This is a genomic window from Mycolicibacterium arabiense (genome assembly GCF_010731815.2).
GTDB classification, from domain to species: Bacteria; Actinomycetota; Actinomycetes; order Mycobacteriales; family Mycobacteriaceae; genus Mycobacterium; species Mycobacterium arabiense.
Window position 1 is genome coordinate 494,944 of record NZ_AP022593.1, and the last position, 26,092, is coordinate 521,035.

Consider the following 26,092-nt stretch of genomic DNA (forward strand, 5'->3'; position numbering starts at 1 on the left):
TTGAGGTAACCTACGGTGTATTGAATACCTGAAGGGTGAACTCGAATGGCGGATCATGTCAAGCGCGATTACCGGTCCGCGTTGCGCGCCGCCCAGGCGGACGACACCCGGCGGGCCATCGTGAACGCGGCCGCGAAGCTGTTCACCGCCGACGGCTATGGAGCGACGACCATCGACGCGATCGCAGGTGCGTCGGGCGTCAGTCGCAAGACCGTGTTCAGTGCCGTCGGCGGGAAGGTCGCATTGCTCAAGACCGCGCTCGACTGGGCCGTCGCCGGTGACGACAGGCCGGTGGCGCTGTCGGACCGACCGGCGTTCCAAGACCTGTTCGCACTGGAGGATCCGCGCCGCCTACTGCGGGAGTGGGTTCGCCTCCAAGTCCAAATCGCCGAGCGTGCCGTGGGGCTGTTCCGCGCGCTGGAGGTGGCCGCCGAGACCGACGGCGAGGCGCGTGAATTGCTGACCACGGTGCACCGACAGCGCCTGGAGGGGGCCGCGCAGATCGTCGACCGGGTCGCCGAACTCGGTGCAGACGGGGCCGCGGTCCCCCGCGACCACGCCGTGGACGTGGCGTGGTTGGCGGCCGACCCGGTCGTCTTCGATCGGATGGTTCGCCAACGCGGATGGGCGACCCACGCCTTCGAGGCGTGGGTCGCCGATGCGTTGATCGTGCAGTTGCTCCGCGACTAGCGGGTCGGGCGTCCGTCGGCGTGGCGTCCGTGCACGTCCTGGCCGTGTACGTCCTGCGCCTGCACGTCGTGCCGAGCGTCCTGACGCACGTCCTGCGCCTGCATCTCGTGCCGACCATCGTTGCCGTCGCGCACGACGACGCGATCCGACTCGTCGACCTGGTCGTCGGCCCGGCCGGACGACTTCACCCGCGGATCAAGCGAATCGGCGTGCTCGCGACGCTCGTCGAGATTCGAGCGCGTCGAGTCGACCACCTCGCGATGGCTGCTCGCCCGATCCTGCAAGCGCGCGGCCTCCGCAGCCTTGGCCTCCGCCTCGGCCTGCGCTGCGCGTGCCTTCGCCTCGGTCTCCGCGGCGATGGACTCGCGCCGCTCCAGCTTGCGGCCCTCGACGTGCACTTCTTCGCGGATGCGGTCGGCCTCGGCGGCACGCTTCTTGTGCGACGCGCTGCGCACCGCGAACGCGATGAGCGCGAGCACGATGACCGCAACGACGGCGATGATGATCCATGTGGTGGTCGTCATGACGACTCCTTCGGTCGGCGGCACGGCGGGGCCATGGACGACCCACGATATTTGACGTACCTGTAACCCGGGTGCCCCCGGGCGAACGTTCCCAAACGCCTCCGAGCCCCGACCCACCTATCGTCCGGCGGCGCCCAGGGCGTCGAGCATGCCTTCGGCCGACCGCGGCCAGGGGAACTCCTCGGCCCGCCTCCTGGCGCTGCGCCTGCGCACCGGTTCGGGTCGGTCGATGATCGACGCGACCGCCTCGGCGATGGCCCCGGGGTCGTTGTCGGCGGCCACCCCGCTGTCATCGGACAGGATCTCGGCGAGGGCGGACGTCTTGGACACGACGGCCGGGGTGCCGCAAGCCAGCGCCTCCAGCGCGGCCAACCCGAAGGTCTCGTGCGGCCCGGGCGCGATGGCGACGTCGGCGGACGCGAGGATGGCCGCGACGGTGTCCCGGCAGCCGACGAACCCGGTGAAGTCGACGGGCAGGCGGGCCGCCTGCCGTTCCAGGCGCGATCGCATCGGACCTTCACCAACGACGACCATCCGCGCGTCGACCCCCGAATCGCGCAGGGCCGCAACGGTGTCGATGCTCCGGTGTACGTGCTTCTCGACCGAGAGCCTGCCGCAGTGCACCAGCAGCGTCTGCTGCGGTGCGGCCCACCGGTTGCGGACGAGTTCGCTTCGCCACCGCGGATGGAACTGTTCGAGGTCGACGCCGAGTGGCACGGTCACCACGTTGCGCGCGCCGATGCGATCGAATTCCGCCCGCGCGAAACCGGTCGTGCAGACCACGACGTCGTAGTCGGCGGCGGTCCGCCGGTTCGCGACGTCGGCGACCGTCCTGGCGAGTCGCCGTGGCAGCAGTTGTCCTGCCAGGCGGTCGAGGCGCTCGTGGGAGATCATGACGGTCGATACGCCATGTGCCCGGCCCCACTGCCCCAGTGAGCGCAGCGTCAACCGGTCCGACACCTCTATGGCGTCGGGTCCAAGACGCTCGAGCAGCGCGGTGACGGGGCTCGGCCGCACCGCACGATAGCCGCCGGTGAAGGGAATCAGTCTGGCGGGCAGCGAGATTCGCCGAACGCCCGAGGGCAGTTGGCTGACGTCTTCATCGGCGCCGGGAACCACCAGGAACACCTCGTGGCCTGCAGCGCAGTACTCCGCTCCCAGGCGGTCGACCGCGGTGCGCAGCCCGCCCGAACGGGGGCCGTAGAAGTTGGCAACCTGGACGACCCGCATGTCCATCCATCGAATCCGGGCCGTGTGTGCGGGGGCGAACGTCGGGTCGACGACGAAGCGAACGGCAGGCGAACACGCCTGCCGCGGTCGGCGCCGGCCGACATGGTGGCGAGGTGGTCGTCAGCCGACGTGTTGGCTCAGCCAGGCCCCCACGCGCTGCCATGCGTCGGCAGCGGCGGTCGGGTCGTAGCGCTGTCCGGTGTCGTTGAAGAACGCGTGATCGGCGCCCTGTTCGACGACGAGTTCGTGGACGAGGCCGGCCTTGGTCAACGCTTGCTCGGCGGCGTCCTTGGTGGCGTTGACGCGGGCGTCCTTCTCGCCGTAGAAGCCCAGCACCGCCGCGTTCTTCGAGCCCGCGAGGTCCGCACCCTCGGGCAGCGGGCCGTAGAAGGGGAACGCCGCAGCCAGGCGCGGTTCACCGGCGGCGAGCAGTTGCCAGGTGAGTCCGCCGCCCATGCAGAAGCCGATCGCGGCGAGCTTCACACCGGGCGCGCGACGGGCCACTTCGTCGAGACCGGACCGCAGGTTCGCCACGAAGTCGGCGGGTGAGATCTTGCTCAACGCCGCGGTGGCCTCCGCCGGGTCGGTGAACGTGGCCGTGCCGCCCTGCCCGGAGAGCAGGTCGATGGCGAGGGCGGAATAGCCGATGCCCGCGAACCGTCCCGCGACCGACCTGGTCCAGTCGGTGAGGCCCTTGTTCTCGTGAATGACCAGCAGGGCGCCCTTCGGCGTCCCGGCGGCTGCCCACGCGCCCTGCAGATCGCCCTGCGGGCCTGCCCACGTGACGGGTTCGGTGGGGACCTCGGCGTCGGCCCCGGGTGGCGGTGCCGCACTGGTGCTCTCGGCCGTCGATCCCCCGCTCCCTGCCGTCGTCGCGCTGCTCTCGGGGGCCGCGGAGTCGTCCCGGTTCCCGCCGCAGGCGGTGATCAGTGCACCTGCGGCGGTGGCGCCCACGCCGATCAGCGCCATCCGTCGCAAGGCCTCCCGTCGGGACAACAGGCCGTCGACGTGGTCGGTGGCGATCTCCTCGGCGATGTAGCGCTGCAGTGGGGTCACCTCCGCGAGTATGCCCCGGTCCGCCGAACTGCCGCTGGAAACGGGCCTGACCACCGATACTGTGCAGGTGGCAACCCCCTCCCCGACCCCGACGCCGGACCTGCGCGGCCGCGTCGCCGTGGTCGCCGGAGCTACACGGGGTGCGGGCCGGGGCATCGCCGCAGCCCTCGGCGAGGCGGGTGCCACCGTCGTGTGCACCGGCCGGAGCAGTGCGACGGGGACGCTGAAGTCCGACTACGACCGCCCCGAAATCATTGAGGAGACCGCCGAACTCGTGACCGAACTCGGTGGCGTCGGCGTAGCCATCGCGGTCGACCACCTCGATCCCGACCAGGTGCGCGGTCTCGCCGACCGGTTGCGATCCGACTACGGCGCAATCGACGTGCTGGTGAACGACGTGTGGGGTGCCGAGATCCTCAAGGGCGCACCCCGGTCGTGGAACCGGCCGGTGTGGGAGCACGACCTCGACGACGGCCTGCGGATCCTCCGGCTGGGCGTCGACACGCACCTCATCACCTCGCACTGTCTGCATCCGCTCCTGGTCGCGCGACCGGGCGGACTGTTGGTCGAGGTCACCGACGGGACGGCGGACTTCAATGCGAACCACTACCGGGTCTCGGTGTTCTACGACCTGGCCAAGGTCTCGGTGAACCGACTGGCGTTCAGCCACGGTCACGACCTGGCGCCCTACGGCGCCACCGCGGTGTCGGTCACCCCGGGGTGGCTGCGTTCGGAGATGATGCTGGACAACTACGGCGTCACCGAGAGCAACTGGCAGCACGCGATGAACCCCGACCGGGCCGACGGCTACCCCGTCGCGCCCCCGGGCTTCGACGCGTCGGAGAGCACCCGCTTCGTCGGTCGCGGCGTTGCCGCGATCGCCGCGGACCCCAATCGTGCCCGGTGGAATCAGCGCTCGGTGAACTCGGCGCAACTGTCCTGGGAGTACGGCTTCACCGACGTCGACGGCAGGCGGCCCGACGCGTGGGTCGAGCAGTGACGGCCAATCGGTAGACAAATATCGAAATCTGTTCACGATTTCGTTGACACCGGTGGTCGCCCAGGGTTGCATGGCCTAGTGACCTACGACACGATCATCCGCAACGGCCTCTGGTTCGACGGCACCGGCGGCCCTTCTGCGGTGCGCAATCTCGGCATCCGCGACGGCCACGTCGTCGCGATATCGGCCGATGAACTCGACGCCACCGACTGCCCCCAGGTGGTCGATGCCACGGGCAAGTGGGTGCTGCCGGGGATGCTGGACATCCACACGCACTACGACGTCGAGGTGCTCGCTGGACCCGACCTGTCGGAGTCGCTCCGGCACGGCGTCACCACGATCATGCTCGGGTCGTGTTCGCTGTCCACCATCCACGTCGACGGCACCGAGGCCGGCGACCTGTTCGGCCGCGTCGAGGCGATCCCGCGCGACCACGTCATCGACGCGGTGAACCAGCACAAGACGTGGAGTACGTGCGACGAGTACGTCACCGCACTCGAGGCGCGCCCGCTGGGGCCCAACGTCACGGCGTTCATCGGTCACTCCGACATGCGCACGGCCGTCATGGGCCTCGACCGGTCCACCCGCAAGGACGCCAAACCCACCCGGCGCGAACAGGCTCGGATGGAGCAGATGCTCGTCGAGGCGTTGCGCGCGGGCTTCGTCGGGATGTCGTCGCAGCAGTTGCTGTTCGACAAGATCGATGGCGACGCGTGCCGCTCCCGCACGCTGCCCTCGACCTACGCCAAGGCGCGCGAACTGCGGCGGCTGAAATCGCTGCTCCGCAAGTCGGGCCGAATCCTGCAGTCCGGCCCCGACATTCAGAACCCGTTCAATCTCGGGTCCCAACTGTTGCAGTCGGTCGGCATCATCCGCAATCCCCTGAAGACGAGCCTGCTGTCGGCGGCCGACGTCAAGTCCAATCCCTACGCGATCATGCTGATGGGTCCGCTGTCCCGTTTCGTCAACACCCTCGGCGGCAACTTCCGCTGGCAGCATCTGCCGGTGCCGTTCGAGGTCTACGCCGACGGCATCGACCTCGTGGTGTTCGAGGAGTTCGGCGCGGGCGCTGCGGCGCTGCACCTGGCCGACGAGGTCGAACGCAACGAGCTGATGCGCGACGAGGACTACCGGCGCCGGTTCCGCAAGGACTACGAGAACAAGTTCGGCATGCGCGTCTGGCATCGTGACTTCTTCGACGCGCACATCTCCGAATGCCCGGATGCGGCACTGGTCGGCAAGTCCTTCGGCGAGGTCGGCCAGGAGCGCGGCCTGCACCCCGTCGACGCGTTCCTCGACCTGGTGCTCGAACACGGCAAGGCACTGCGGTGGCACACCACCATCTCCAACCACCGGCCGGAGGTGCTCAAGAAGATGGCCCGGGAGCCGGGGATCCAGATGGGGTTCTCCGATGCCGGGGCACACCTGCGCAACATGGCGTTCTACAACATGGGGCTGCGGCTGCTGCGGCACGTCCGCGACGCCGAACTGGCGGGCAACCCGTTCATGACGATCGAGGCCGCGGTGCACCGGCTGACCGGTGAACTCGCCGACTGGTACCGCCTCGACGCGGGCCACCTGCGCATCGGCGACCGCGCCGACATCGCGATCATCGATCCCGAGCGTCTCGACGACCAGCTCGATGCATACGCCGAGGAGCCCGTCGAGCAGTACGGCGGACTGTCGCGCATGGTCAACCGCAACGACGAGGCCGTGCCAGCAGTGTTCGTCGGCGGGCGTCAGGTGTTCGCCTCCGGCGTGCCCACCGAACTCGTCGGCCGCACCCGCACCGGCCGCTTCCTGCGGGCCGCGCACCGCTCCCCCGCTCTGCCCGTCGAGAAGGACGTGCTCACCAGTGTCGGCTGAGACCGAGTTGAGTATGTCAACCGAGACGGTGTCGATCGAGGACGTCGTCCTGGGGATGTGGCGGGCGCTGTCGGCGCGGGACTGGGAGGGACTCAAGACTCACCTGTCCGACGACTGCATCTACCTCGACATGCCCGTCGGACCCGCGGCGGCCGCCAAGGGTCCCGACGACATCGTCAAACGGCTGAAGATCGGTCTCGAGCCGCTGGCGTCCTACGAGAACTTCGACGGCCTGCTGGTGGAGAACGGCAGTGACGCCATGTACGAGCACCACGAGGAATGGCACTGGGCCTCAGGCGAATCCGCGGTGCTGCGGTTCGTCTCGGTGCACCGAGTGTCCGGCGGCAAGATCACGCTGTGGAAGGACTACTGGGACATGAGTGCCCTGGCCAACCACGCGCCGCCGAGCTGGCTCGAGGACTTCGCCACCGCGGACATGTCGTGGGTCTACGACGCGACCGGCGAGGTTTGAGCGACGCGCCTACAGCGTGATCTTGCAGGCCTGACCGATGTCGAGGGTCCGCAGCATGCGGCCCATCCCGATCCACATGGCGCACGACAGCGCGAGATCGGTGAGCAGTTCGTCGCTGAACTGCTCACGGCACCGTGCCCAGAAGTCCTCGTCGTCGCGAAGTCCGGTGTGGTCGGTGGCGAAGCGCTGGGCGAACTCGGCGGCGATCCGCTCCTGCTCGCTGTAGCCGGGCCAGGTCCGCCACTCGGTCGCGTGGTCGTAGAGGTCCTCGTCGACGCCGGCCGCGATCCCGTCGGCGTCGCGGGTGTTCTGGCAGACCACGCATTCGTTGTCGAGCGCGATCACCATGCGCGCGAGTTCACGCACGCGCATGGGCAGCCGGTTCTTCTCGTAGACGGCGTGGGTGAACTTCGCCATCGCGGTCCCGATGTCGGGCGACTTGACGATCCAGGCCGCGGCGTCGTCGTCGGCGAATTCTCCGATTCGGCTCATGGCCGGAATCGTACGCCCGCGGGCCGCGGATTGGAACGTGTTCTAGTTTCGTGTCAGCGGGCGGTGGCGAGCGGTCCCGGACCGTCGGCCCAGTCCCGTTGCACCAGCATGCGGTGCGCTATCCGCTCCAGGGCGATCTCCACCTGCTCGCGGTCCGGGCGGCCCTCGAACGTCGGCGACTGCGCGAGCTTGTCGACGATGCGTCCGACGATGCTGGCCGACAGCGCGTTCACCCGGGCCGCACCGGCTTGGGTCAGCCACAGCTTGCCGCCCGTCCCGAGTGCCAGACCGTCGTCGATGACCCGGTCGAAGATCGGCTCGACGACCTCCGAGGGCACGCGCAGCCGGTCGGCGATCGCGCCCAGGGTGGCGGAGCCAAAAACCTGGTTGTGCCGGTAGATCTGAAGCAGCGCCCATGCCCGCGGCACGTCCAGATCGCAGCCGGGCTCGCGGGAGAGGCTGCGCAACCGGATCTCGGGCGAATCGCGGAACATCCTGCCGACGGCGACCTCGAGGATCTTCTCCGGCGTCTCGGTGCTGGGCATGCCGAAGCCCTCGCCGAGATCGGTCGCCGACGACGCCTCGATCTCGCGCAACGGAATCTCCTTGAGGAACAACGAGACCACGAAGCCGACGACGGCCACCGGCACCGCGCACAGGAACACGGCGCCCAGCGAGTCGGCGTACGCGTCGACGATCGGACCTGCCATCTCGGCAGGCAGCGTCCGGAGCAGCTGCGGCGACTCCGCCGCCTGCGGTGGCGCGCCGCCGGACGCCAGCGCGGGCCCGATGTCGGCGGCCAGGAAGTTGGCGAACAGCGAGCCGAAGATCGCGGCGCCGAACGAGGAACCGATGGTCCGGAAGAACGTGACACCCGACGTTGCAACCCCGAGGTCGGCGAAGCTCGACGTGTTCTGCACGACGAGCACCAGCACCTGCATGCACAGCCCGATGCCGGTGCCGAGCAGGAAGAGGTACAGCGACTGCTGCCAGGTCGGGGTGGTCGCCGTCATCTGGGACAGCAGCGCGAATGCACCGGCCATGATCGCCGTGCCCGCGACGGGGAACACCTTGTACCTGCCGGTGCGTCCGACGATGTTGCCGCTGCCGATCGACGTGATCAGCATGCCGGCGACCATCGGCAGCGTGCGCAGGCCGGATTCGGTGGCCGAGACGCCGTCGACGAACTGCATGAACGTCGGCAGGAAGGTCAGGGCGCCCAGCATCGCGAACCCGACGATGAAGCCGAGGATGCAGCACACCGTGAACACGGGGCTGCGGAACAGCCGGATCGGCAGGATCGGTTCGCTGGCGCGCATCTCGACCCGGACGAAGACGGCCAGCGCAACGGCGGATGCGGCGAACAGGCCGATGATCACCGGTGAGTCCCAAGCGTATTCGCCGCCGCCCCAGCTGGTGGCCAAAGTGAGACCGGATGCCGCGAGACCGACGAAGAGGATGCCCGCGAAGTCGATCTTGGGTCGCGCGGCGGCCCGGGTGAGCGACGGGATCGCGGCGATGCCGACGAGCAGCACCACGATGCCGATCGGGACGTTGATCCAGAACGCCCATCGCCACGTGAGGTGGTCGGTGAAGAGCCCGCCGAGCAGCGGGCCGATCACCGTGGTGACGCCGAACACCGCTCCGAGCGCGCCCTGGTAGCGCCCCCGCTCGCGCAGCGGAATGACCTCGCCGATGACGGCCATCGCGGTCACCATGATCGCGCCGCCGCCGATGCCCTGCAGCGCCCGCGCTGCGACGAGCATCGTCATCGATCCGGCGAGCCCGCAGAGCACCGAGCCGCCGAGGAAGAACAGGATGGACGCGCAGAACACGGCCTTGCGGCCGAACAGGTCACCGAGCTTGCCGACGATGGCCGTGGCGATCGTGGAGGCCAGCAGATAGCTGGTCACGACCCACGACTGGTGTCCCGCCCCGCCGAGGTCGGCGACCACCGTCGGGAGCGCCGTGGCCACGATCGTCTGATCCAGCGCCGCCAGCAGCATGCCGAGCAGGACGCCGACGAAGATGAAGTTCCGCCGCTGCGGGCTGATCATCGCGTTGGCGGACTCAGGGTCGATCGCCGCTGCCGCCGGGACGCCCGCACCCTCCGTCGTGCTCGTCATACCGTCCTTCCGAAGTCCTCGATGCGCCGCAACGGCACAGGAGGCATATCGTTAGGCAGGCTAAAAGAGTTACCGCCGCGTCGTCACTGTGGCGGACGCGACACGCACTGCGCGGCGTACAGCTGCTCGCCCAGCTTGTTCATCAGCTCGAGCTGAGTCTCCAAGTAGTCGACGTGCATTTCCTCGTCGGCGATGATCGCCTCGAAGATGTTGGCGGTGGTGCTGTCTTCCTTCTCGCGGCAGAAGACGATCGCCGGCTTGAGGCGGGCGAGGACCTCGTACTCGATGGCGAGGTCGGCCTCGAACTGCTCGCGCAGCGTCTGCCCGACCCGCAGCGACGCCAGCCGCTGATAGTTCGGCAGGCCGTTGAGCATCAGGATGCGATTGGTCAAGGTTTCCGCGTGCCGCATTTCCTCGAATGACTCGTCGCGGGTGTGCTTCGCCAATTCGGTGAAACCCCAGTGCTCCTGCATCTTGGAATGCAGGAAATACTGATTGATGGCGGTGAGTTCGCTCGTCAATTGCTCATTCAGGAGCTTGATGATCTCGGAATCGCCTTGCATGGTGGCTCCTCGAGCACCTCGACGGCCGGAGCCGGCGCGGTGCCATCGCTGGGGTTCGTCGCAGGGTTGCGCACTGGGCCGGGGGCTGGCCGGCACCCCTCAATCTAGTGCACCCACACCACGGGACGCGACTGCGAAACTCGGCATTTTGGCCCGTTCACGTGCGACGTTTGGTAAGGCAAACCTCTGAATCGCGGGTTTGCGGGGCCGGGTTATGGACTGGCTAGCCTGAGTAAGGTTAGACTGGGCTAACTTGAAGGCGGCGCTGCCCGTGATCCACGTACGGCGCCCTCGAAGTGAGGCGGAACCATGGACGCGGACCGGAGCCACTCGTGGTTCGCGCCGCGCGCCGCCCAATTCTCGTGCACCGCCGAAATGGCCGATGAATTCGAGCGGCGTCGAATTGATGCGCGCCACTTTCCAGCGAATGGCGCGCCATTCGAAATGGCACGGGGCCGCTGATGTTCGTTTGCCTGTGCACCGGCGTCACGAGCCAGGTGGTCACCGATCTCGTAGCCGGCGGGGCGTCCACGTCACGGCAGATAGCCGACGCGTGCGGTGCGGGTTCTGACTGTGGTCGATGCAAGCGCACCGTGCGGTCGATCATCGCTGCCAGCGCGCAGCGCCGGGATTGCCCCGTCCACGCGGGGCGCTAGCTCACTGCGTCTTGCGCTCGGCGAAGTCCGACAGCGCGTCGGCGTTGGCGACCGACCCGAGCAGCACCTCGAATTTGGCGTACTCGCGTCTGGCGGCTTCGGCGATCGCGTCACGGGTGGGGTCGACGATCGTCTCCTTGACCGCCATGAGGCTCGGGATCGACCGCGAGGCCAGTACCGCGGCGTGACGCCCGGCCTCGGCCATCAGGTCCTCCGGGTCGCACAACTTCCAGGCGAGCCCCATCCGCAGAGCCTCGTCGGCGTCGACCCATTCCGACGACAGCAGCATCCAAGCGGCATTCTGCCGACCGATGAGCCGCGGCAGCAGATAGGACGAGGCCGCCTCGGGGGCAACCCCAAGGCTGGTGAACGGGCACTTCAGCCGTGCATTCGACGCCATGAACACCAGGTCGGCATAGCCGAGGATGGTCGCGCCGATGCCCACCCCCAGCCCGTTGACGGCCAGGATGAGCGGCTTGCGCAGCGCGGTGAGTGCCTCGATCATGCCGGGGAAGCCGTGTTCACCGGACTGGAAGTCCGGATCGGTGATGCGGGCCTGCATCTCGACCAGGTCGTTGCCCGCCGAGAAGGCCCTTCCGGTTCCCGTGAGCACCACGACCGCAACGTCCGGGTCGGCGTCTGCGTCGCGCAACGCCACGGTCGTCGCGTCGTACAGCGCCTCGTTGAACGCGTTGAGCGCCTCCGGCCGGTTCAGGGTGAGGGTACGGACGCCGCCGTCGTCGTCGATCTGCACGAGCACGCTCGCAGCGTAAGCGGCGGCGCCTGCCCGACCGGGGCCGGGTCAGGTGCCGGCGTCCGCCAAGAACGGGCTGCGCAGGAGGTAGCGGCTGGTGGGCACGGTGTCGACGTTCTCGTTGGCGCCGAACGCCGCCGTGCTCGCCATCATCCGGGACATCCGGTCGCTGAGTTCGGCGTCGTCGGCTGCCCCGAAGAAGGCGTGCAGGTCGCGCGTCGCCTCGATGGGGAAGTTCTCCTCCACGATCGCGGACACGTGCGGCGCGTCGGGCGTGAGTGCCCGCACGACGGTGTTCTGGGTGTAGCCGAACGTCGACTGCGTCGCCATGGCGACCGGCGTGTGGTCGACGTGCCACCGGTCGAGCCAGGTCGCGGCGTCGAGGTGCTCGGGCCGGCGCAGCAGTGCGACGTTCGCCAGACCGGGCGTGCGCTCCCCCAACTCGTCGGGCGGAGCCACTGGGACCGACTCGGTGACGAGATACGCTGCGAGACGGTCGCATTCGCGATCGAGAGTGGCGATCGCGGCACGGGTGGGCAGCCCGTAGTACTGCTGGGTCCAGATGGTGACCACCGCGACCACCGGCGGATCGAGCGTCGTGAGCGTCATGAACGAATCGCGCACCGCGTCGTCGCGTACGTTGACGGCGAGCCCGGCCAGGCCGAGGTCGAGGAGCTCCTCGCCGACCTCGCCGCGCAACCGGTCGCACCACGTCTGGTCGGCATCCGGGGTGCGCAGTGTCACGATCAGCTTCTCCACGAATCGAACCTACCGACCGGCAATGATGGGTTGGCAGGCGCGGTCGGGGTAGAAAGGTGGCCGTGATCAAGGGTCTGGCGCTGCGGCCGAGCGTGCCGGACTTCGGTGCGGTCGCGCGGAGCTTGCTGGGCGTGCTCGTGATCGCCGCGATCGGACTGTGGGTCGTGGGTCCGACCGCCGCCATGGCGGCCGCAGGCGCGGCCACCATCGCGGGCGCGACCGCGCTACAGGACAGTCCGCACGGCCGGATCCCGCTCGTGGTCGGGGTGTCGGTGGCCATGGGGCTTGCGGTGCTCGTCGGGGCGTCGACGTCGGCGTACTCGATGCCGTTCATCGCAGTCGTCGCCGTCGGCTGCTTCCTGGCTGGGCTGGCGTGGGCGGCGGGCACGAACCCGGGACTGATCGCAGCGGCGGCCGCCGTGCTGCTCGTCACCGCTCCGCCCGTGCCGCCGACCTGGACGACGGTGTCGGCGTCCGTCCTGCTCGCCGTCGTCGGCGGGCTGGCCCAGGCCGCCTTGATCGGGTTGTGGCCGCGCCGGCGTTGGCGCGTGCAGCGCGAGGCACTGACCCGCGCCTACCGCTCACTGGCCGCGGACGCTCGAGCGCTCGCCGCCGATCCGTCTGGGCACATCGAACAGGAACCGCTGCGGGCGCTGCGCGAGGCCTTCACGTTCACCCACGGCCAGGCCGTGCGGCACCCGCTCGCCTACCGCGCCTGGTACGGCCTGCCGGAGCGGATTGCCGTCACACTGGCCGCGCTGGCCGGGCGGTCGCGCGGCGACAACGGCGTGTCGAGCGTGCTCGCCGCTGCCGCCGACGTGCTCGATGCGGTGTCCCGTCCCACCCGGGCCAACGCGAAGGCGACCGGGTACGCGATGGGTCGCTTCGATGCGGTCGCGGCCAGCACCGCTGAGCTTGAATCACCATTGGTGCGGCGGCTTTCCGCACAGCTGAGGGATGCCGCTGCGTTGCGGTTCGGGGACGGGTCGGCCGACGTTGTTCCGGCGGGCAGGAGCGAAGCCAACGGGGGCGTGCAGCATAGCCCCGGCCTGGTCGGGACCTTGGCGCACGCCGTGGCGATGATCCGCGACCAGTTGAGCGCGGAGTCGCCGGTGATGCGGCACGCCATCCGCCTCGGGCTCGCGGCGGGGTGTGGCGTCGCCATCGCCCGCGTCGCCGAGGTCGCGCACGGCTACTGGATTCCGCTGACGGTCGTGATGGTGCTGCGGCCGGAGACGGCCCACACCTACACGCGGTGCGCCGGGCGGGTGGCGGGCAACGTCGCCGGGGTGATCCTGGCGACCGGCATCGCGCTGGTGCTGCACCCGGCAGGACTGTTCGCCGCGGTGTTCGCCGTCGTGCTGCTCGGCGTCGCGTACGCGGTGTCCGGCTGGGGGTACGTGGCGGTCAGCGCCGCACTGGCCGCGGCCATCGTGTTCTTCGTCGACGTCTCCGGGGCGGCCAGCCTGGCGACCATGGGCGACCGCGTCCTGGCGACGCTGATCGGTGGTGTGCTCGCCGTGCTGGCTCACGTCGCGCTCCCCGACCGCGACGACGTCCGGCTGCGGCAACGCGCCGGCGAACTGCTCAAGGCCGAGATCGACTACGCCGCAACGGTCATCAAGGCCTCGGTGCACGACGTCGACCGACCCGGCGAGATGGTGGCGTCGTCGTGGGAGCGCGCGTTCCGGGCCAGGGCGGCGTTCGAGGCGGCGGCGGCGAGCGGCCTGATGAACGACAGGCACCTGCGCCGCTGGCTCAGCTCTTACCGTGCCGGGCTGAACGCGGTGACAGCGTCGTGCACGGCGCTCGAGGCGAACCTGCCCGCCCGGCGCGCTGCCACGACGAGCACGGCGCTGCGCAGTGCGGTCGACGAGTTCGTCGAGGCGCTGCGCGGTGACCCGCAGACCGCAGGCTCGCCATGGACGCTGGACGTCGACGTGTTGACCGCAGCAGCCGCCCGGGTGCGCGCGGAACTCTCCGACGTCGACGACGCGTCGGCGCGGGTGTTGTTGACCGAGATCGATGCCGTCACCGAACGGCTGGTCGACATCGCCACGGCGATCCCCGACTGACGCCGGCTCCGCACACCTGGGTCAGCGCGCCCACTTCGGGGTGATGAATACGCCCTCGGCCTCGACGGTGACGCCGTCGGCGTCGGCGATGTGGCCGACCGCGAACGTCTTGACGCCCTCGGTTCGCACGATCCTGGCCTCGGTGTGCAGATCGCCCAGTGGCGTCGTGCGGAGGTAGCGCATGGAGATCGTGCCGGTGAGGCGCGGGTTCTGCGCGGAACTCGCGGCTTCACCGAGCACGTGGTCGAGGATCAGTGCCGAGACGCCCCCGTGCACGTGGCCGGGCGGACCCTCGTAGGCGGCACCGAGGTGGAAGTCGGCGTGAATGCCGCCGTCGGCCGAACGCCGCATCACCAGCGGCGGCGCGATGGGGTTGCGCAGCCCGATCACCGGGTTGCCCCAGGGCATCTGGCCGCCCTCGGACAACCGCACGCCGAACGGTCCGTCGAGTTGGGCGCTCCGCAGCCGGGCGGTGATCGCGTCGATCTCCGCCTTGGCGGTCGCCACGACGTCGGCGTCGACCTCCGTGCGGATGGTGGCGTCGATCAGTTCCCTGACGGAGTCGGTGAACGGCCCGAACACGCCGCGCAGCCGCTCGACCTCTTCGCCGTTGAGGTTCTGGACGGTGAACTCGACCATGAACGAACTAGAACACGTTCTATCCGCGGTGTCGAATCACCGTCCGACCGGCGCATCCCCGACGAGCAGCTGCCGGATCACCGGCCGCGCCCAGGCGATGAGTTCGTCGTGACCGAGGTTGGCCACCGCGGGGTTGGCCAGCACGTACCTGGTGGTGGCGAGCCCGATGATGAACGCGCCCATCAGCCCGGCCCGCTGCGCGTGATGGTCCGGGGCCACGGCGGCCAGCGCCGGTGCGACCTGCGTCGCGAACACCTTCCGCATCGCGTCGGCAGCCGTCGGGCTGGTCATCGCGGCGCGTAGCAGTGCGACGAACGTGGCGTCGTCCTCCCAGACCGCGAAGAACCTCGGCAACAGGGCGTCGGCGATCTGGTCGGCGTCCACCCCGGTCAGGTCGGGCAGGTCGATGGTGAAGTCGGCGGCGGCGGCGAACAGGTCCTGCTTGCTGCCGAAGTACCGGATCACGAGCGCGGCGTCGACGCCCACGTCGGCGGCTATCGCGCGCAGTGTCGTGCGATCGAAGCCGTCCGTCCCGAATCGCGCGCGGGCCGCGGCCAGGATGTCGGCGCGGGTTCCGGTGGCGTTGCGGGGGCGGGTGGTGGCCATGGAGACAGCATAAGTCGCCCATCGTTGACAACTCCGGCACCGCGACCTAGCGTCTAAGTCATCAACCGTTGATTTAGGAGTTTCGATGACCCGCACCGAAGACCTCCCCGTCCTCATCGTCGGCGCCGGTCCCACGGGACTCACCGCCGCCGTGGAACTGGCCCGCCTCGGCGTCGGCGTCCGGATCATCGACAAGGCACCGGCACCCTCGTCGACGTCACGGGCACTCGGCATCCAGGCCAGGACACTCGAGCTGCTCCGGCCCCGCGGCATCGCCGACGAGCTGCTGTCGCTGGGCAACCCCGTGCGCGCCACCGCTCTGCACGCCGGTGGCCAGCGCCTCGGCGGCATCGAGTTCGGCACCATGGCAAGTGAATTCGACTACATCCTGATGCTAGCGCAATCCGAAACCGAACGCCTGCTGGCCGAACACGCGGCGGCGCTAGGCGTCACGGTGGAACGCGGCGTCGAGTTCGTCGGCCTGGACCAGGGCGACGACGTCCGGGTGGTGGTGCGCGACCAGGACGGACACTCCGGCACCATCGCAGCGTCGTACGTCATCGCCGCCGACGGATCGCACAGCCCGGTCCGCAAGGCGCTCGGTCTACCGTTCGAGGGGCGGTCGCTCCCCCAGGACTACGTGCTCGGCGACGTGCGCCTGTCGGGTGATCTACCCGATGACCAACTGTCGATCTTCCTCGCCGCGAACGGCTTCCTTGCAGTGTTCCCGATGGGTGGTGACCGGTTCCGGTTCATGGCCACCGACCCCGAGGGCATCACGGGTGACGCCGCCGAGCCGACGCTGGCCGACGTGCAGGCGCTCTACGACCGCACCGTGCACGTTCCGGCTCGCTGCCACGATCTGGCCTGGAGTTCGCGGTTCCGGATCAACAGCAGGCACATGACGACGTTGCGATCGGGGCGGGTGTTCTTCGGCGGCGACGCCGCCCACGTGCACAGCCCGGCAGGCGGGCAGGGCATGAACGCCGGGATCCAGGACATGATCAACCTGTCCTGGAAACTCGCGATGGTGCTGCGAGGCAGCGCCCGCCCGGAACTGCTCGACACCTATGGGTCCGACCGGCTGCCGGTGATCCGCCAACTGGTCGCGATGACCGAGCGCGCCACCAAGGCGTTCAACTCGACCAATCCCGTCGTGCACGGTCTGCTGGTGCGTGCCGTGCCGAAACTGGTGCGGCGCAACCGGGTTCAGGTCGTGGCGGCGCCGCGGCTGGGGCAGATCGCCGCGTCCTACCGTGGGGCGCCACTGGCCCGCGGTGGCGGCCGGCTGGGTGCGCTGCGGGCCGGTGACCGCGTTCCGGATCTGCGCCTGCCCGAAGGGCGGCTCTACGACCTGCTGGATCCGGTGTCGCCGACCCTGCTCGTCGATGGTGCAGACGAGCTCCGCCGCGTCTGCGAGCTGTGGACGGGCGTCCTGCCGGTGCGCAGCGTCACGCTGCCCGACGCGATGGCCGCGGGACCCGCATGGCTGCTGGTGCGCCCCGACGGCTACCTCGCCGCGGCGGGTGGCCCAGCCGACGGGCGTCGGCTCGGGCGATGGCTGGAGCACTGGTTGCAGCCGGCCGGCGCCGAAGTCGCGGCCCCCGCGCCCCGCTAGCCGGCCGCGACCGGGTGACGGCCCGCGGCGGAGGCGAAGCCCAGCCAGGTGTGCCGGTTGCCCGCCCAGCACCACCCGACCTTGGGCGCGTTCCGGTTGGCGACGCCGTCGCGGCCCGTGCCGTTGCTGATCCAGATGGCCGGGGTGCGGGTGTCGAGCGCACCCCCCGGCTTGCGCTTGCGCGAGCCGATGGTCATGAAGCAGTGGTTGCGTTCGAGTGCGCCGGGCTGCTGGAGCAGCCACGTCAACCCCTCGGTCAGTGTCAGCGGCGTTCGGCCGGCAGCGCTCAGGTCGGGGTCCACCTCGTCGGGGCTCCAGTTCGCGTAGCCGTCGCCGCGGTCGACGTCGGTCACCACGTAGACGTCGGAGTCCGGCAGTGGGACAACGGCTTCGAACTCGTCGACGTCGCTCATGTCGGTGACCACGAACCCGGGCTTGCCCGCGTGCCGGAGCAGCGGGGCGAGGGCGGACGCGGGCAGCAGGCCCGGGTGGACGGCGAGCAGGCCCGGTCCTGCCGAGGCGGTGGTGGCGAGGTTTCGCAACCGGGAGGCGGACAGGCCGGCGCGGTGGTGAAGGTCTAGTTCGACGAGCCGGGCGGCCTGGTCGGCGAGGCTGGGCAGGGCTGAGGTGGCGGTGACCATGGGGACGCAACGAAGCGGAGCGGCGGGAAAGTTCCTACCATCGTCGCCATCGGCACGACACCCGCACGAGAGGACCGGCATGGCGACGGGCAGGCAGGAGCCCGCGGGGACTCTGGTCGACGTCGCCGCGCGCCGGGTGCGTGACGCGATCTTCAGTGGCGCGTTGCGCCCTGGCGAGAAGATCGTCGAGGAACAGCTGTGCACCGACCTGCGAATCAGCCGGGCCCCACTGCGAGAGGCGCTGCGGCTGCTGAGCCAGCAGGGTCTGGTCCACTACGTGCCCCGGCGCGGCACCAGGGTGGCCGAGTGGTCGACCGAGGACGTCCTGCAACTCTTCGCGTTGCGCCACGTTCTCGAACGGCACGCCATGGAGAGCGTGCTGCCGCTCGCCGACGTCGAGCGGGCGATCGTACCGGTGCGCGACGCGCTGGACCGGATGCGTTCTGCCACCGACGATCTGGACCGCGACGATGCGCACCGGGCCTTTCACGCCGCCGTGGTGGGGCTCGCGGGCAACCGGCAACTCGACATCGCGCTGGAGCCGATCCTGCTCAAGCTGCAGCTGCCCATGGCGATGAACCTGCGGGAGGAGGCGCGCCACCACCGGGCCGACGACGGCATCGCCCGGCACGAGGCGATCCTGACGGCGCTGGGGCGCAACGACCTCGGCACCGTCGTGGCCGCGCTCGAGTCGCACGGCCACCTGCACTACCTCGACCTCGATCGGCGGTCGTCGCCAGATCGTTGACACGATCGACACACGCACGTTCCAGAATCGCCATCATTTTGTCGACAATCGGTAGTCATGATCGTCGACGCGCCGTGTGTGGGGCCTTCCGTGGCCGAGATCCTCACCTCGCACGAGAGTGGCACCGGATCACCCACCAGGACGGCGGCCAGGGTCGCCGACGCGATCGCCGCGCGCGGCGACGACGGCACGTGGTTGTCGACCGTCCCGCGTGAAGCCCTGCTCGCCGCCGCCGCCGAGATCGAGGGCAGGCCGGGGGCGCGGACCCTGCCCCTCTACGGGGTGCCGTTCGGCGTCAAGGACAGCATCGACGTGGCGGGCGTTCCGACGACGCTGTCCTGCCCCGACTATGCCTACGTGGCCGACGCGACCGCGCCGGCCGTCCGTCGCCTCCTCGACGCGGGTGCGCTCTACGTCGGCAAGACCAACCTCGATCAGTTCGCCACCGGACTGAACGGCACCCGAACCCCGCACACCATCCCGCGCAGCGTCTACGGCGGCGAGATGATCTCGGGCGGTTCGAGTTCCGGGTCCGCCCTCGCGGTCGCGCTCGGCCAGGTGCCGTTCGCCGTCGCCACCGACACCGCCGGTTCCGGCCGCGTGCCCGCCGCGCTGAACGGCGTGATCGGCTTCAAACCCTCGCGCGGGCTGATCAGCACGGTGGGACTAGTTCCCGCGTGCAAGTCGCTCGACTGCATCAGCGTCATGGCGGGCAGCATCGACGACGTCGACCGCGTCCTCGACGTGATGGTGGCGCGCGACGACGGTGATGCGTGGTCGCGTGACCGGGGCCCACGCTACGACGGCGAGCGTGTGCGGGTCGGCGTGCCCCCGGTCGGCGAGCTGGAGTTCTTCGGCGACACCGACATGCAGGCAGCGCATCTCGGGTTCAGGAACCAGCTCGACCGGTCGCACGGCTGCACCGAGGTGTCGCTGGCGCCCTTCCTCGCCGCAGGCGCACTGCTCTACCAGGGACCGTGGGTGGCCGAACGGCTGGTCGAGTTCGCCGACTTCCTCGCCGAGCGTCCAGATTCCATTCATCCCGTGGTGCGCGAGATCCTGCGCAGCGGCGAGAAGTACACGGCCGTCGACGCTTTCGCCGCGCTACAGCGGCTGCAGGAACTGAAGGCCACGGTCGCCAGGGTGTGGGAGCACGTCGACGTCCTGGCGGTCCCGACCATCGGCACCACCTTCACCGTCGACGAGGTGCTCGCCGACCCGATCGGCTGCAACACCAAGCTGGGTCACTACACCCACTTCGGGAACCTGTTGGACCTCAACGGCGTCGCCGTCCCCCTCGGCGTGACGGCCGGCGGGCGGCCGTACTCCGCCATGCTGCTCGGCCCGGCGCTCAGCGACGACACGGTGCTGCAGGTGGCGGCGACGCTGCTCGACGAACCGCGGACCGCTCCCCTGGGTTCGACCGACCACTCAGCCAGAATCGAGGAGTCCGCATGACCGAGGTCGCCGCCGAACCGTCACCGTTCACCCTCGCCGAAGGGCGCACGGCCCTGATCGTCATCGACATGCAGCGGGACTTCCTGCTGCCCGGTGGCTTCGGCGAGAGCCTCGGCAACGACGTCGGCCAGCTGCTCAAGGTCGTTCCCCCGCTGGCCGCCCTCATCGCCGCCGCCCGCACGGCAGGCGTCATGGTGATCCACACCAGGGAGGGCCACCAGCCGGACCTGTCGGATTGCCCGCCCGCCAAGCTGACCCGGGGTGCACCGTCGAAGCGCATCGGCGACCCCGGCAAGTACGGGCGCATCCTGATCCGCGGCGAGTACGGGCACGACATCGTCGACGAACTCGCGCCGGTCGACGGCGAACTGGTGATCGACAAGCCTGGCAAGGGCGCCTTCTACGCCACCGAACTGCAGGACGTCCTGGTCTCCGCCGGCATCACGCAGTTGCTCGTCACCGGCGTCACGACCGAGGTGTGCGTGCACACGACCACGCGCGAGACGAACGACCGGGGCTACGAGTGCCTCGTCGTATCCGATTGCGTCGGTTCGTACTTCCCCGACTTCCAGCGCATCGGGCTGGAGATGATCAAGGCCCAGGGCGGCATCTTCGGCTGGGTCGCCGACAGTTCGGCCGTGATTCCCGCGCTCCGCGGGCTCGCCACGACCGCCGCCTGAGAGGACCCGGCCATGTCCACCGACGTCACGAACACCCCCGTGGATCCTCCGCCCGCGGATCAACCCGACGCCGCAACGCGGACGGCCATCCCGTGGTGGACGCGCGGTGACACCAACGCGTTCTTCGGCCTCGGCTTCAACATCCTGGTCAACGTGCTCACCCTGACGGGGCTGATGATCGGCGTCGTCGCGGTGCCCGCGGGTGACGTCCTGGGTACCGTGCTGCCCGCGCTGGGCGTCGCGCTCATCCTGGGCAACCTCTACTACACGTTCCTGGCGCGTAGCCTGGCCCGCCGCGAGAACCGTTCGGACGTCACGGCTCTGCCGTACGGACCCAGCGTGCCGCACATGTTCATCGTGGTCTTCGTGGTCATGCTGCCGGTGTACCTCGCGACCGACGACCCGATGCAGGCGTGGCAGGCCGGGCTGGCGTGGGCGTTCCTCATCGGCATCATCGTGATGATCGGTGCGTTCGTCGGGCCGTACATCCGCAAGCTGACTCCGCGCGCGGCCATGCTCGGCACGCTCGCGGGCATCTCGATCACGTTCATCTCGATGCGACCCGCCGCGCAGATCTGGGAGGCGGCCTGGATCGGCCTCCCGGTGCTGGCGATCATCCTGATCGGCTTCTTCACCGACGTGAAGCTGCCGTTCGGCATTCCAGTGGGTTTAGCGGCACTGCTCGTCGGCACCGCGATCGGCTGGATCGGCGGCTACATGTCGGCACCCGACGTGGCTCAGGCGGTGTCGGACATCGCGATCGGAGTGCCCGACCTGCGGCTGGACATGCTGTTCTCGGGCCTGGCCGACCTGGCGCCCCTGCTCGGCACCGCGATACCGCTTGGCGTCTACAACTTCACCGAGGCGATGAGCAACGTGGAGAGCGCTGCCGCGGCCGGCGACGACTACAACCTGCGCAGCGTCCTGCTCGCCGACGGTGCGGGTGCGGTCGTCGGGTCGGCGTTCGGATCACCCTTCCCGCCCGCGGTCTACATCGGTCACCCCGGTTGGAAGGACGCCGGCGGCAGGGCGGGCTACTCGCTGGCCAGCGGCGTCGTCATCGGAATCCTGTGCTTCCTCGGGTTCTTCGGCGTGCTCGACGCCGTGCTGCCGGTGCCCGCGATCGTGCCGATCCTGCTCTACATCGGCCTGCTGATCGGGGCGCAGGCCTTCCAGGCCGTGCCCCGGTTGCACGCGGTCGCGGTGGTTGCCGCGATCCTGCCGAACCTCGCGCAGTGGGCTCACGGCCTGATCGACAACGCGCTGAACGCCGCAGGCACCTCGGCGAGCGAGGTCGGGATGGAGGCGCTCAACGGCGCGGGCGTGGTGTACGAGGGCCTCAAGACACTCGGCGAGGGTGCGGTGCTGGTGGGCCTGATCCTCGGGGCCATGGTGACGTTCGTCCTCGACAAGAAGTTCCTCTATGCGGCGGCCGCCGCGGCGGTGGGCGCGGTGCTGTCGTTCGTCGGGCTCATCCACGCGCCCGAGGTGGCCTGGGCCGCCAATCCCCCCGTCGCGCTGGGCTACCTGTTCTTCGGCCTGGTCTGCGCGCTGTACTGGCTGCTGCCGGGTGCCAAGGATCCGGTGGTGGTCGACGAGGCCGACGTGGTGGCGGGCCACTGACTGCTCGCGAGACGTGCATCACGCGCCGGTCGCCGAGGTGTCATAGATAACCTATGTTTTCGTAGTCATCTGTCTACGAAGTGGCCTACAGTCGAAGCATGGCCAGCCGATCCGACAGCGTCGACCCCCGCGCCGAGCGCGTCCGCGCCCAGCTGCGCGACGCTGCGGTGGCACTTGCCGCCGAGCGGCCAGTCGACGAACTCACCGTCGGTGACCTGGTCACCCGCGCCGGTGTCAGCAGGCAGGTCTTCTACCGCCACTTCGCCGATCGCGACGATGCCGTGGCGACCGCGTTCACCGCGGCGTTCCGGACCGCCACCCGCGACATCGACGGCGACGCCCGCACCCGGATCCTGGGCCTGTTCGACCTGGCCGCCCAGCACCGGGCCATCTACCGCAACGTGGTGCCCAGCGCCGTCACCCAGCGCGTGGTCGCCGCCTTCCGCGCCGAACTGCTGCCCGCCTGCGACGAGATAGCAGCGCAGGCGCTGGCGGTGATCGGCGCCGATCCGGCCGAGCCCGGCCTGTCCCCCGAGGCCGTCAGCCGCTTCCTCGTCGGCGGCTTCCAGGAGGTGCTGCGGTCCTGGATGGAGGACCCCGACGCCACCGACCTGCACGGGCGCGTGACCACCGCACTGGACACCGTCGACGCACTGCTGCGTCTGCCCGCCACCACCCACTGACCACGCGCGTACCGACCAAGGAAGAGGAACCCATCATGGGCAAGCACAACGATTCGCGGCCCACACCGACCGAGCACCAGCTCACCCGCACCGACGTGCGCCGAGTGGTGCTGGTGATGGCAGTCATGACCGTGTTCGTCGTCGCGATGATCGCCAGTTACTCCGGCGCGTTCGCCAAGCCGACGCTGCACCACCTCGACGTCGCCGTGTCGGGTCCCAACCAGCTGGTGACCGCGATGCAGGAGCAGGACGCACTCGACGTCACGCGCGTCGCCGACGCCGCCGCCGCGCGGACGCAGGTCACCGAGCGCCGCACCGACGCCGGCATGGCCGTCACGCCCACCGGTGAACTCGAGGTCTACGTCGCGGGCGGCGGCGGTCGCAGCGTCGCCAACGCCGCCGATTCCGTGGGCCGGGGCGTGGCCGCCAAGGCGGGCCTGACCCCGGTGATCACCGACGTCGCCCCCACGTCGGCCGCCGATCCGCAGGGCACGGTCGAGTTCTATGCGGTGATCTTCCTGTCGATCGGAGCGTCGTTGGGCGCCACCGTGTTCGGTTTCCTGGTCGGACGCGTGACGCATCTGGCGACGCTGGCCAGGCGCACGCTGAGCCTCGTCGCATACTCGGCCGTCCTCGCCGGCGCGGTCACCGTGTACGTGGACGCCGCGCTGGGCGCACTCACCGGTCACACGTGGCAGGTATTCGGGGCGCTGTGGCTGTACGCGCTGGCGGTCAGCGGCGCGGTCACTGGCGTCTCCGCCGCATTCGGCACGATCGCCTCGGCGTCGCTCACCATCTTCCTGGTCATCGTCGGCAACGCGGCGGCCGCAGGGCCCGTGGGCCTGCCACTGCTGTCGGGTTTCTACACGACGCTCAACGGCATCGTGCCGCAGGGCTCAGGGGTGGCGCTGCTGCGCAGCATCGAGTACTTCGACGGTCACGGCGCGGTGACACCACTTGTCACGCTGGTGATTTGGGCCGCGACGGGAGCGGTGCTCGCTTTGGGCGCAGTGCTCGCCCCTGCGGCGGCGAAGGCCTATCGTGCCCACCATGACCAGCGTGACGGAGCAGTACTACGACCTGGGGTCCTATCACCGGCCGATTGACACCGCGGCGCCCGAGGCGCAGACGTGGTTCGACCGGGGCATGGTCTGGGCGTACGCGTTCAACCACGAAGAGGCCGTCCGGTGCTTCGAGCGTGCGCTGGAGGCGGACCCCGACCTGGCCGTCGCACGGTGGGGCATCGCGTACTCCGTGGGGCCCAACTACAACAAGGCGTGGGAGGCGTTCGACCCGGTCGACCTGGTCGAGAGCCTCACCCGGGCACGCGCCGAACTGGACCGCGCCGCATCGGGCCGGGCGTCGGAGGTAGAGCGGGACCTGATCGACGCTCTGGCGGCGCGCTTCCCGACGGCCGATCCGACCGACACCGATGCCCTCGACGCCGGCGGCGTCGACTACGCCGATGCGATGGCACGTCTGGCCGAACGCCATCCCGGCGACGTCGACGTCCAGGCGCTGGCCGCCGACGCCCTGGTCAACGTCACCGCATGGGCGCTGTGGGACGGCCGCACCGGAGAACCCGCGCCCGGCTCGCGAGTAGTCGAGGCGAAGCGGATCCTCGACGCGGCGCTGGCGACCCCCACCGGTCGCGTGCATCCTGGCGTGCTGCACCTCTACGTGCACGCCATGGAGATGTCGGCTCATCCCGAGGAGGCCCTGCCGGCGGCCGACCTGCTCCGCGGCCTCGTCCCGGACGCCGGTCACCTCCAGCACATGCCGAGTCACATCGACGTGCTGTGCGGTGACTACCGCAGCTCGGTGATCGCCAACCAGGCCGCCGTACGCGCGGATCACCGGTTCGTCGAGCGGGCGGGGCCGGTGAACTTCTACTCCCTCTACCGGGCGCACGACCTGCACTTCATCGTCTACTCCGCGATGTTCGAGGGGCAATCGGAGGTCGCGCTGCAGGCCGCGGGCGAACTGGCGGAGCAGTTGACGCCCGAACTGCTGGCGATCGAATCGCCTCCGATGGCCGACTGGCTGGAGGCGTTCGTGCCGCTGCGCATCCACGTGCTGGTGCGGTTCGGGCGCTGGGACGAGCTGATCGCCGAGCCGCTGCCCGTGGACCCGCTGCTGTACTGCACGACGACCGCCACGGTGCACTATGGTCGCGGCGTTGCCTACGCCGCGACCGGTCGGCTGCCCGAGGCCCACGCCGAACGCGACGCGTTCGAGGCGGCCTACGCCGCGATCCCGGAGACCCGCTATCTGTTCAACAACACCGGCCGCGACATCCTGGCGATCGGGCGCGCGATGCTCGACGGCGAGATCGCCTATCGCGAAGGGCGTTTCGAGGAGGCCTTCGAATCGCTACGGCAGGCCATCGCCCTCGACGACGGGCTGCCCTACGACGAGCCGTGGGGATGGATGCAGCCCACCCGACACGCGTACGGCGCGCTGCTCCTCGAGCAGGGCCGCGTCGAGGAGGCTGCGGCGGTCTACGCCGCCGACCTCGGTCTCGACCCGACGCTGAGCCGCTCGTGCCAGCATCCCGGCAACGTGTGGAGTCTGCACGGCTACCACGAGTGCCTCACCCGGCTCGGCCGCGACGACGAGGCGACGATCATCGGTCGCCAGTTGCAGTTCGCGAGAGCCAGGGCAGACGTGCCGATCGAGGCCTCCTGCGCGTGCCGGCTGGACGCTGGCGGGCCCGACTGCTGCGCCTAGGTAGCAAAGCCGGCGTGGCAACGTCCCCGCACGTGCAGGTTTGGCAACGTCCGACGAGGGAACCAAACTCACGTCGTGCGTCGCGGCGCCAGGCATGGAGTGCCGCTCGGTAATCGCAAGACCGCCGTTGAGCTGGTCTTGGGGTTTCGTGGCGCGTTGCCGTTGACGTGTGCGTAGAATCCGACGAATGGTATGGAAGCTTGCTGTGGCGACTTTGGTTACCCTCGGGTTCTTCGGTGGCATCTTCTGGCACCACTCCACTCGGACACCCGAGGCGGCGTACGTGCCGATCGTCGCGACCGAGCGGGCCCCGGCCGCCGAGGTCGAAACCGCGCTGCACCAGTCGATCGATCCGCGTGCCCGCGATCTGTGCGGAACGATGTACGCGCCACCGTGGTGCTGA

At 69.6% G+C, this 26,092-nt stretch carries 26 protein-coding genes; 15 read left to right on the top strand and 11 right to left on the bottom strand.

Annotation, left to right across the window (positions count from 1 at the left end; genetic code table 11):
• Positions 1-45 precede the first annotated feature (45 nt).
• Positions 46-690 carry a TetR/AcrR family transcriptional regulator gene (locus G6N61_RS04065; RefSeq protein WP_163917369.1) on the top strand — a complete coding sequence of 215 codons (645 nt, stop codon included), beginning with the start codon at positions 46-48 and terminating at the stop codon, positions 688-690.
• Here the strand turns inward: G6N61_RS04065 and G6N61_RS04070 are convergent.
• The 3 genes from G6N61_RS04070 to G6N61_RS04080 form a co-directional block, all read right to left on the bottom strand.
• Entirely contained in the window at positions 687-1,214 is a 528-nt protein-coding gene (locus G6N61_RS04070) for a hypothetical protein (protein ID WP_179973563.1), read from the bottom strand. The genes G6N61_RS04065 and G6N61_RS04070 overlap by 4 nt on opposite strands.
• A gap of 117 nt (positions 1,215-1,331) precedes the next feature.
• Positions 1,332-2,444 carry a glycosyltransferase gene (locus G6N61_RS04075; RefSeq protein ID WP_163917370.1) on the bottom strand — a complete coding sequence of 371 codons (1,113 nt, stop codon included), beginning with the start codon at positions 2,442-2,444 and terminating at the stop codon, positions 1,332-1,334.
• Between the two features lie 120 nt (positions 2,445-2,564).
• Positions 2,565-3,500, bottom strand: coding sequence for a dienelactone hydrolase family protein (locus tag G6N61_RS04080; RefSeq protein WP_163917371.1), 936 nt, complete (start codon positions 3,498-3,500; stop codon positions 2,565-2,567).
• Positions 3,501-3,567: 67 nt separating this feature from the next.
• Here G6N61_RS04080 and G6N61_RS04085 point away from each other — a divergent pair, with 67 nt between their 5' ends.
• The 3 genes from G6N61_RS04085 (at position 3,568) to G6N61_RS04095 (ending at position 6,838) form a co-directional block, all read left to right on the top strand.
• Positions 3,568-4,500, top strand: a complete 933-nt coding sequence (locus tag G6N61_RS04085) for an SDR family oxidoreductase (protein ID WP_235887403.1) — start codon at positions 3,568-3,570, stop codon at positions 4,498-4,500.
• 78 nt (positions 4,501-4,578) lie between these two features.
• Positions 4,579-6,366 (top strand): N-acyl-D-amino-acid deacylase family protein, encoded by a 1,788-nt coding sequence (locus tag G6N61_RS04090; RefSeq protein WP_163917373.1) that lies wholly within the window; start codon positions 4,579-4,581, stop codon positions 6,364-6,366.
• Positions 6,367-6,379: 13 nt separating this feature from the next.
• Positions 6,380-6,838, top strand: coding sequence for a nuclear transport factor 2 family protein (locus tag G6N61_RS04095; RefSeq protein WP_179973564.1), 459 nt, complete (start codon positions 6,380-6,382; stop codon positions 6,836-6,838).
• A gap of 9 nt (positions 6,839-6,847) precedes the next feature.
• Here the strand turns inward: G6N61_RS04095 and G6N61_RS04100 are convergent, their stop codons facing one another.
• The 3 genes from G6N61_RS04100 to bfr form a co-directional block, all read right to left on the bottom strand.
• Complete coding sequence (locus G6N61_RS04100) at positions 6,848-7,330, bottom strand: carboxymuconolactone decarboxylase family protein (RefSeq protein ID WP_163917374.1); 483 nt, start codon at positions 7,328-7,330, stop codon at positions 6,848-6,850.
• Between the two features lie 53 nt (positions 7,331-7,383).
• Entirely contained in the window at positions 7,384-9,456 is a 2,073-nt protein-coding gene (locus tag G6N61_RS04105) for an MDR family MFS transporter (protein ID WP_163917375.1), read from the bottom strand.
• A gap of 83 nt (positions 9,457-9,539) precedes the next feature.
• Entirely contained in the window at positions 9,540-10,019 is a 480-nt protein-coding gene (bfr, locus tag G6N61_RS04110) for a bacterioferritin (RefSeq protein ID WP_163917376.1), read from the bottom strand.
• A 461-nt stretch (positions 10,020-10,480) separates the two neighbouring features.
• On the opposite strand from bfr, the gene G6N61_RS04115 reads away from it, so the two are divergent.
• Positions 10,481-10,675, top strand: a complete 195-nt coding sequence (locus G6N61_RS04115) for a (2Fe-2S)-binding protein (RefSeq protein WP_163917377.1) — start codon at positions 10,481-10,483, stop codon at positions 10,673-10,675.
• A gap of 1 nt (position 10,676) precedes the next feature.
• Here G6N61_RS04115 and G6N61_RS04120 read toward each other — a convergent pair whose 3' ends face one another.
• Positions 10,677-11,435: an enoyl-CoA hydratase/isomerase family protein gene (locus G6N61_RS04120; RefSeq protein WP_163917378.1), complete on the bottom strand. Its 759-nt coding sequence runs from the start codon at positions 11,433-11,435 to the stop codon at positions 10,677-10,679.
• Positions 11,436-11,477: 42 nt separating this feature from the next.
• Positions 11,478-12,188, bottom strand: a complete 711-nt coding sequence (locus G6N61_RS04125) for a hypothetical protein (RefSeq protein WP_170314452.1) — start codon at positions 12,186-12,188, stop codon at positions 11,478-11,480.
• Positions 12,189-12,244: 56 nt separating this feature from the next.
• Here G6N61_RS04125 and G6N61_RS04130 point away from each other — a divergent pair, with 56 nt between their 5' ends.
• Entirely contained in the window at positions 12,245-14,263 is a 2,019-nt protein-coding gene (locus G6N61_RS04130; RefSeq protein WP_235887404.1) for an FUSC family protein, read from the top strand.
• 21 nt (positions 14,264-14,284) lie between these two features.
• On the opposite strand, the gene G6N61_RS04135 is transcribed toward G6N61_RS04130, so the two are convergent.
• Entirely contained in the window at positions 14,285-14,902 is a 618-nt protein-coding gene (locus tag G6N61_RS04135; RefSeq protein ID WP_163917379.1) for a PaaI family thioesterase, read from the bottom strand.
• Positions 14,903-14,938: 36 nt separating this feature from the next.
• Positions 14,939-15,508, bottom strand: coding sequence for a TetR/AcrR family transcriptional regulator (locus G6N61_RS04140; protein WP_163917380.1), 570 nt, complete (start codon positions 15,506-15,508; stop codon positions 14,939-14,941).
• A gap of 85 nt (positions 15,509-15,593) precedes the next feature.
• Here G6N61_RS04140 and G6N61_RS04145 point away from each other — a divergent pair, with 85 nt between their 5' ends.
• The gene (locus G6N61_RS04145) at positions 15,594-17,126 is read left to right on the top strand and encodes an FAD-dependent oxidoreductase (protein WP_163917381.1); all 1,533 of its coding nucleotides are present in this window, start codon (positions 15,594-15,596) and stop codon (positions 17,124-17,126) included.
• On the opposite strand, the gene G6N61_RS04150 is transcribed toward G6N61_RS04145, so the two are convergent.
• Positions 17,123-17,767: a DUF5701 family protein gene (locus G6N61_RS04150; protein WP_163917382.1), complete on the bottom strand. Its 645-nt coding sequence runs from the start codon at positions 17,765-17,767 to the stop codon at positions 17,123-17,125. The genes G6N61_RS04145 and G6N61_RS04150 overlap by 4 nt on opposite strands.
• 79 nt (positions 17,768-17,846) lie before the next feature.
• Between G6N61_RS04150 and G6N61_RS04155 the strand changes: the two genes are divergently transcribed.
• From G6N61_RS04155 to G6N61_RS04190, 8 genes are all read left to right on the top strand, one after another.
• Positions 17,847-18,515, top strand: coding sequence for a GntR family transcriptional regulator (locus G6N61_RS04155; RefSeq protein WP_163917383.1), 669 nt, complete (start codon positions 17,847-17,849; stop codon positions 18,513-18,515).
• A 57-nt stretch (positions 18,516-18,572) separates the two neighbouring features.
• Positions 18,573-19,973, top strand: coding sequence for an allophanate hydrolase (locus G6N61_RS04160; protein WP_163917384.1), 1,401 nt, complete (start codon positions 18,573-18,575; stop codon positions 19,971-19,973).
• Positions 19,970-20,653, top strand: a complete 684-nt coding sequence (locus G6N61_RS04165) for a cysteine hydrolase family protein (RefSeq protein ID WP_163917385.1) — start codon at positions 19,970-19,972, stop codon at positions 20,651-20,653. The genes G6N61_RS04160 and G6N61_RS04165 overlap by 4 nt, the downstream gene beginning before the upstream one ends.
• Before the next feature lie 12 nt (positions 20,654-20,665).
• Positions 20,666-22,276, top strand: coding sequence for a SulP family inorganic anion transporter (locus G6N61_RS04170; RefSeq protein ID WP_163917386.1), 1,611 nt, complete (start codon positions 20,666-20,668; stop codon positions 22,274-22,276).
• A gap of 98 nt (positions 22,277-22,374) precedes the next feature.
• Complete coding sequence (locus G6N61_RS04175) at positions 22,375-22,959, top strand: TetR/AcrR family transcriptional regulator (RefSeq protein WP_163917387.1); 585 nt, start codon at positions 22,375-22,377, stop codon at positions 22,957-22,959.
• Positions 22,960-22,994: 35 nt separating this feature from the next.
• Positions 22,995-24,065, top strand: coding sequence for a hypothetical protein (locus G6N61_RS04180; RefSeq protein ID WP_163917388.1), 1,071 nt, complete (start codon positions 22,995-22,997; stop codon positions 24,063-24,065).
• On the top strand, positions 24,010-25,689 hold the full coding sequence (locus tag G6N61_RS04185; protein WP_163917389.1) for a tetratricopeptide repeat protein: 1,680 nt from the start codon (positions 24,010-24,012) through the stop codon (positions 25,687-25,689). Before G6N61_RS04180 ends, G6N61_RS04185 begins: the two co-directional genes overlap by 56 nt.
• Before the next feature lie 205 nt (positions 25,690-25,894).
• Complete coding sequence (locus tag G6N61_RS04190; RefSeq protein WP_163917390.1) at positions 25,895-26,092, top strand: hypothetical protein; 198 nt, start codon at positions 25,895-25,897, stop codon at positions 26,090-26,092.

What these genes read in the sequence shown, in the direction of transcription:
- G6N61_RS04065 (WP_163917369.1), top strand. Translation starts at nt 46, where the DNA reads ATGGCGGATCATGTCAAGCGCGATTACCGGTCCGCGTTGCGCGCCGCC.
- G6N61_RS04070 (WP_179973563.1), bottom strand. Translation starts at nt 1,214, where the DNA reads ATGACGACCACCACATGGATCATCATCGCCGTCGTTGCGGTCATCGTG.
- G6N61_RS04075 (WP_163917370.1), bottom strand. Translation starts at nt 2,444, where the DNA reads ATGCGGGTCGTCCAGGTTGCCAACTTCTACGGCCCCCGTTCGGGCGGG.
- G6N61_RS04095 (WP_179973564.1), top strand. Translation starts at nt 6,380, where the DNA reads ATGTCAACCGAGACGGTGTCGATCGAGGACGTCGTCCTGGGGATGTGG.
- G6N61_RS04100 (WP_163917374.1), bottom strand. Translation starts at nt 7,330, where the DNA reads ATGAGCCGAATCGGAGAATTCGCCGACGACGACGCCGCGGCCTGGATC.
- G6N61_RS04105 (WP_163917375.1), bottom strand. Translation starts at nt 9,456, where the DNA reads ATGACGAGCACGACGGAGGGTGCGGGCGTCCCGGCGGCAGCGGCGATC.
- bfr (WP_163917376.1), bottom strand. Translation starts at nt 10,019, where the DNA reads ATGCAAGGCGATTCCGAGATCATCAAGCTCCTGAATGAGCAATTGACG.
- G6N61_RS04115 (WP_163917377.1), top strand. Translation starts at nt 10,481, where the DNA reads ATGTTCGTTTGCCTGTGCACCGGCGTCACGAGCCAGGTGGTCACCGAT.
- G6N61_RS04135 (WP_163917379.1), bottom strand. Translation starts at nt 14,902, where the DNA reads ATGGTCGAGTTCACCGTCCAGAACCTCAACGGCGAAGAGGTCGAGCGG.
- G6N61_RS04140 (WP_163917380.1), bottom strand. Translation starts at nt 15,508, where the DNA reads ATGGCCACCACCCGCCCCCGCAACGCCACCGGAACCCGCGCCGACATC.
- G6N61_RS04145 (WP_163917381.1), top strand. Translation starts at nt 15,594, where the DNA reads ATGACCCGCACCGAAGACCTCCCCGTCCTCATCGTCGGCGCCGGTCCC.
- G6N61_RS04150 (WP_163917382.1), bottom strand. Translation starts at nt 17,767, where the DNA reads ATGGTCACCGCCACCTCAGCCCTGCCCAGCCTCGCCGACCAGGCCGCC.
- G6N61_RS04155 (WP_163917383.1), top strand. Translation starts at nt 17,847, where the DNA reads ATGGCGACGGGCAGGCAGGAGCCCGCGGGGACTCTGGTCGACGTCGCC.
- G6N61_RS04160 (WP_163917384.1), top strand. Translation starts at nt 18,573, where the DNA reads ATGATCGTCGACGCGCCGTGTGTGGGGCCTTCCGTGGCCGAGATCCTC.
- G6N61_RS04165 (WP_163917385.1), top strand. Translation starts at nt 19,970, where the DNA reads ATGACCGAGGTCGCCGCCGAACCGTCACCGTTCACCCTCGCCGAAGGG.
- G6N61_RS04170 (WP_163917386.1), top strand. Translation starts at nt 20,666, where the DNA reads ATGTCCACCGACGTCACGAACACCCCCGTGGATCCTCCGCCCGCGGAT.
- G6N61_RS04175 (WP_163917387.1), top strand. Translation starts at nt 22,375, where the DNA reads ATGGCCAGCCGATCCGACAGCGTCGACCCCCGCGCCGAGCGCGTCCGC.
- G6N61_RS04180 (WP_163917388.1), top strand. Translation starts at nt 22,995, where the DNA reads ATGGGCAAGCACAACGATTCGCGGCCCACACCGACCGAGCACCAGCTC.
- G6N61_RS04185 (WP_163917389.1), top strand. Translation starts at nt 24,010, where the DNA reads ATGACCAGCGTGACGGAGCAGTACTACGACCTGGGGTCCTATCACCGG.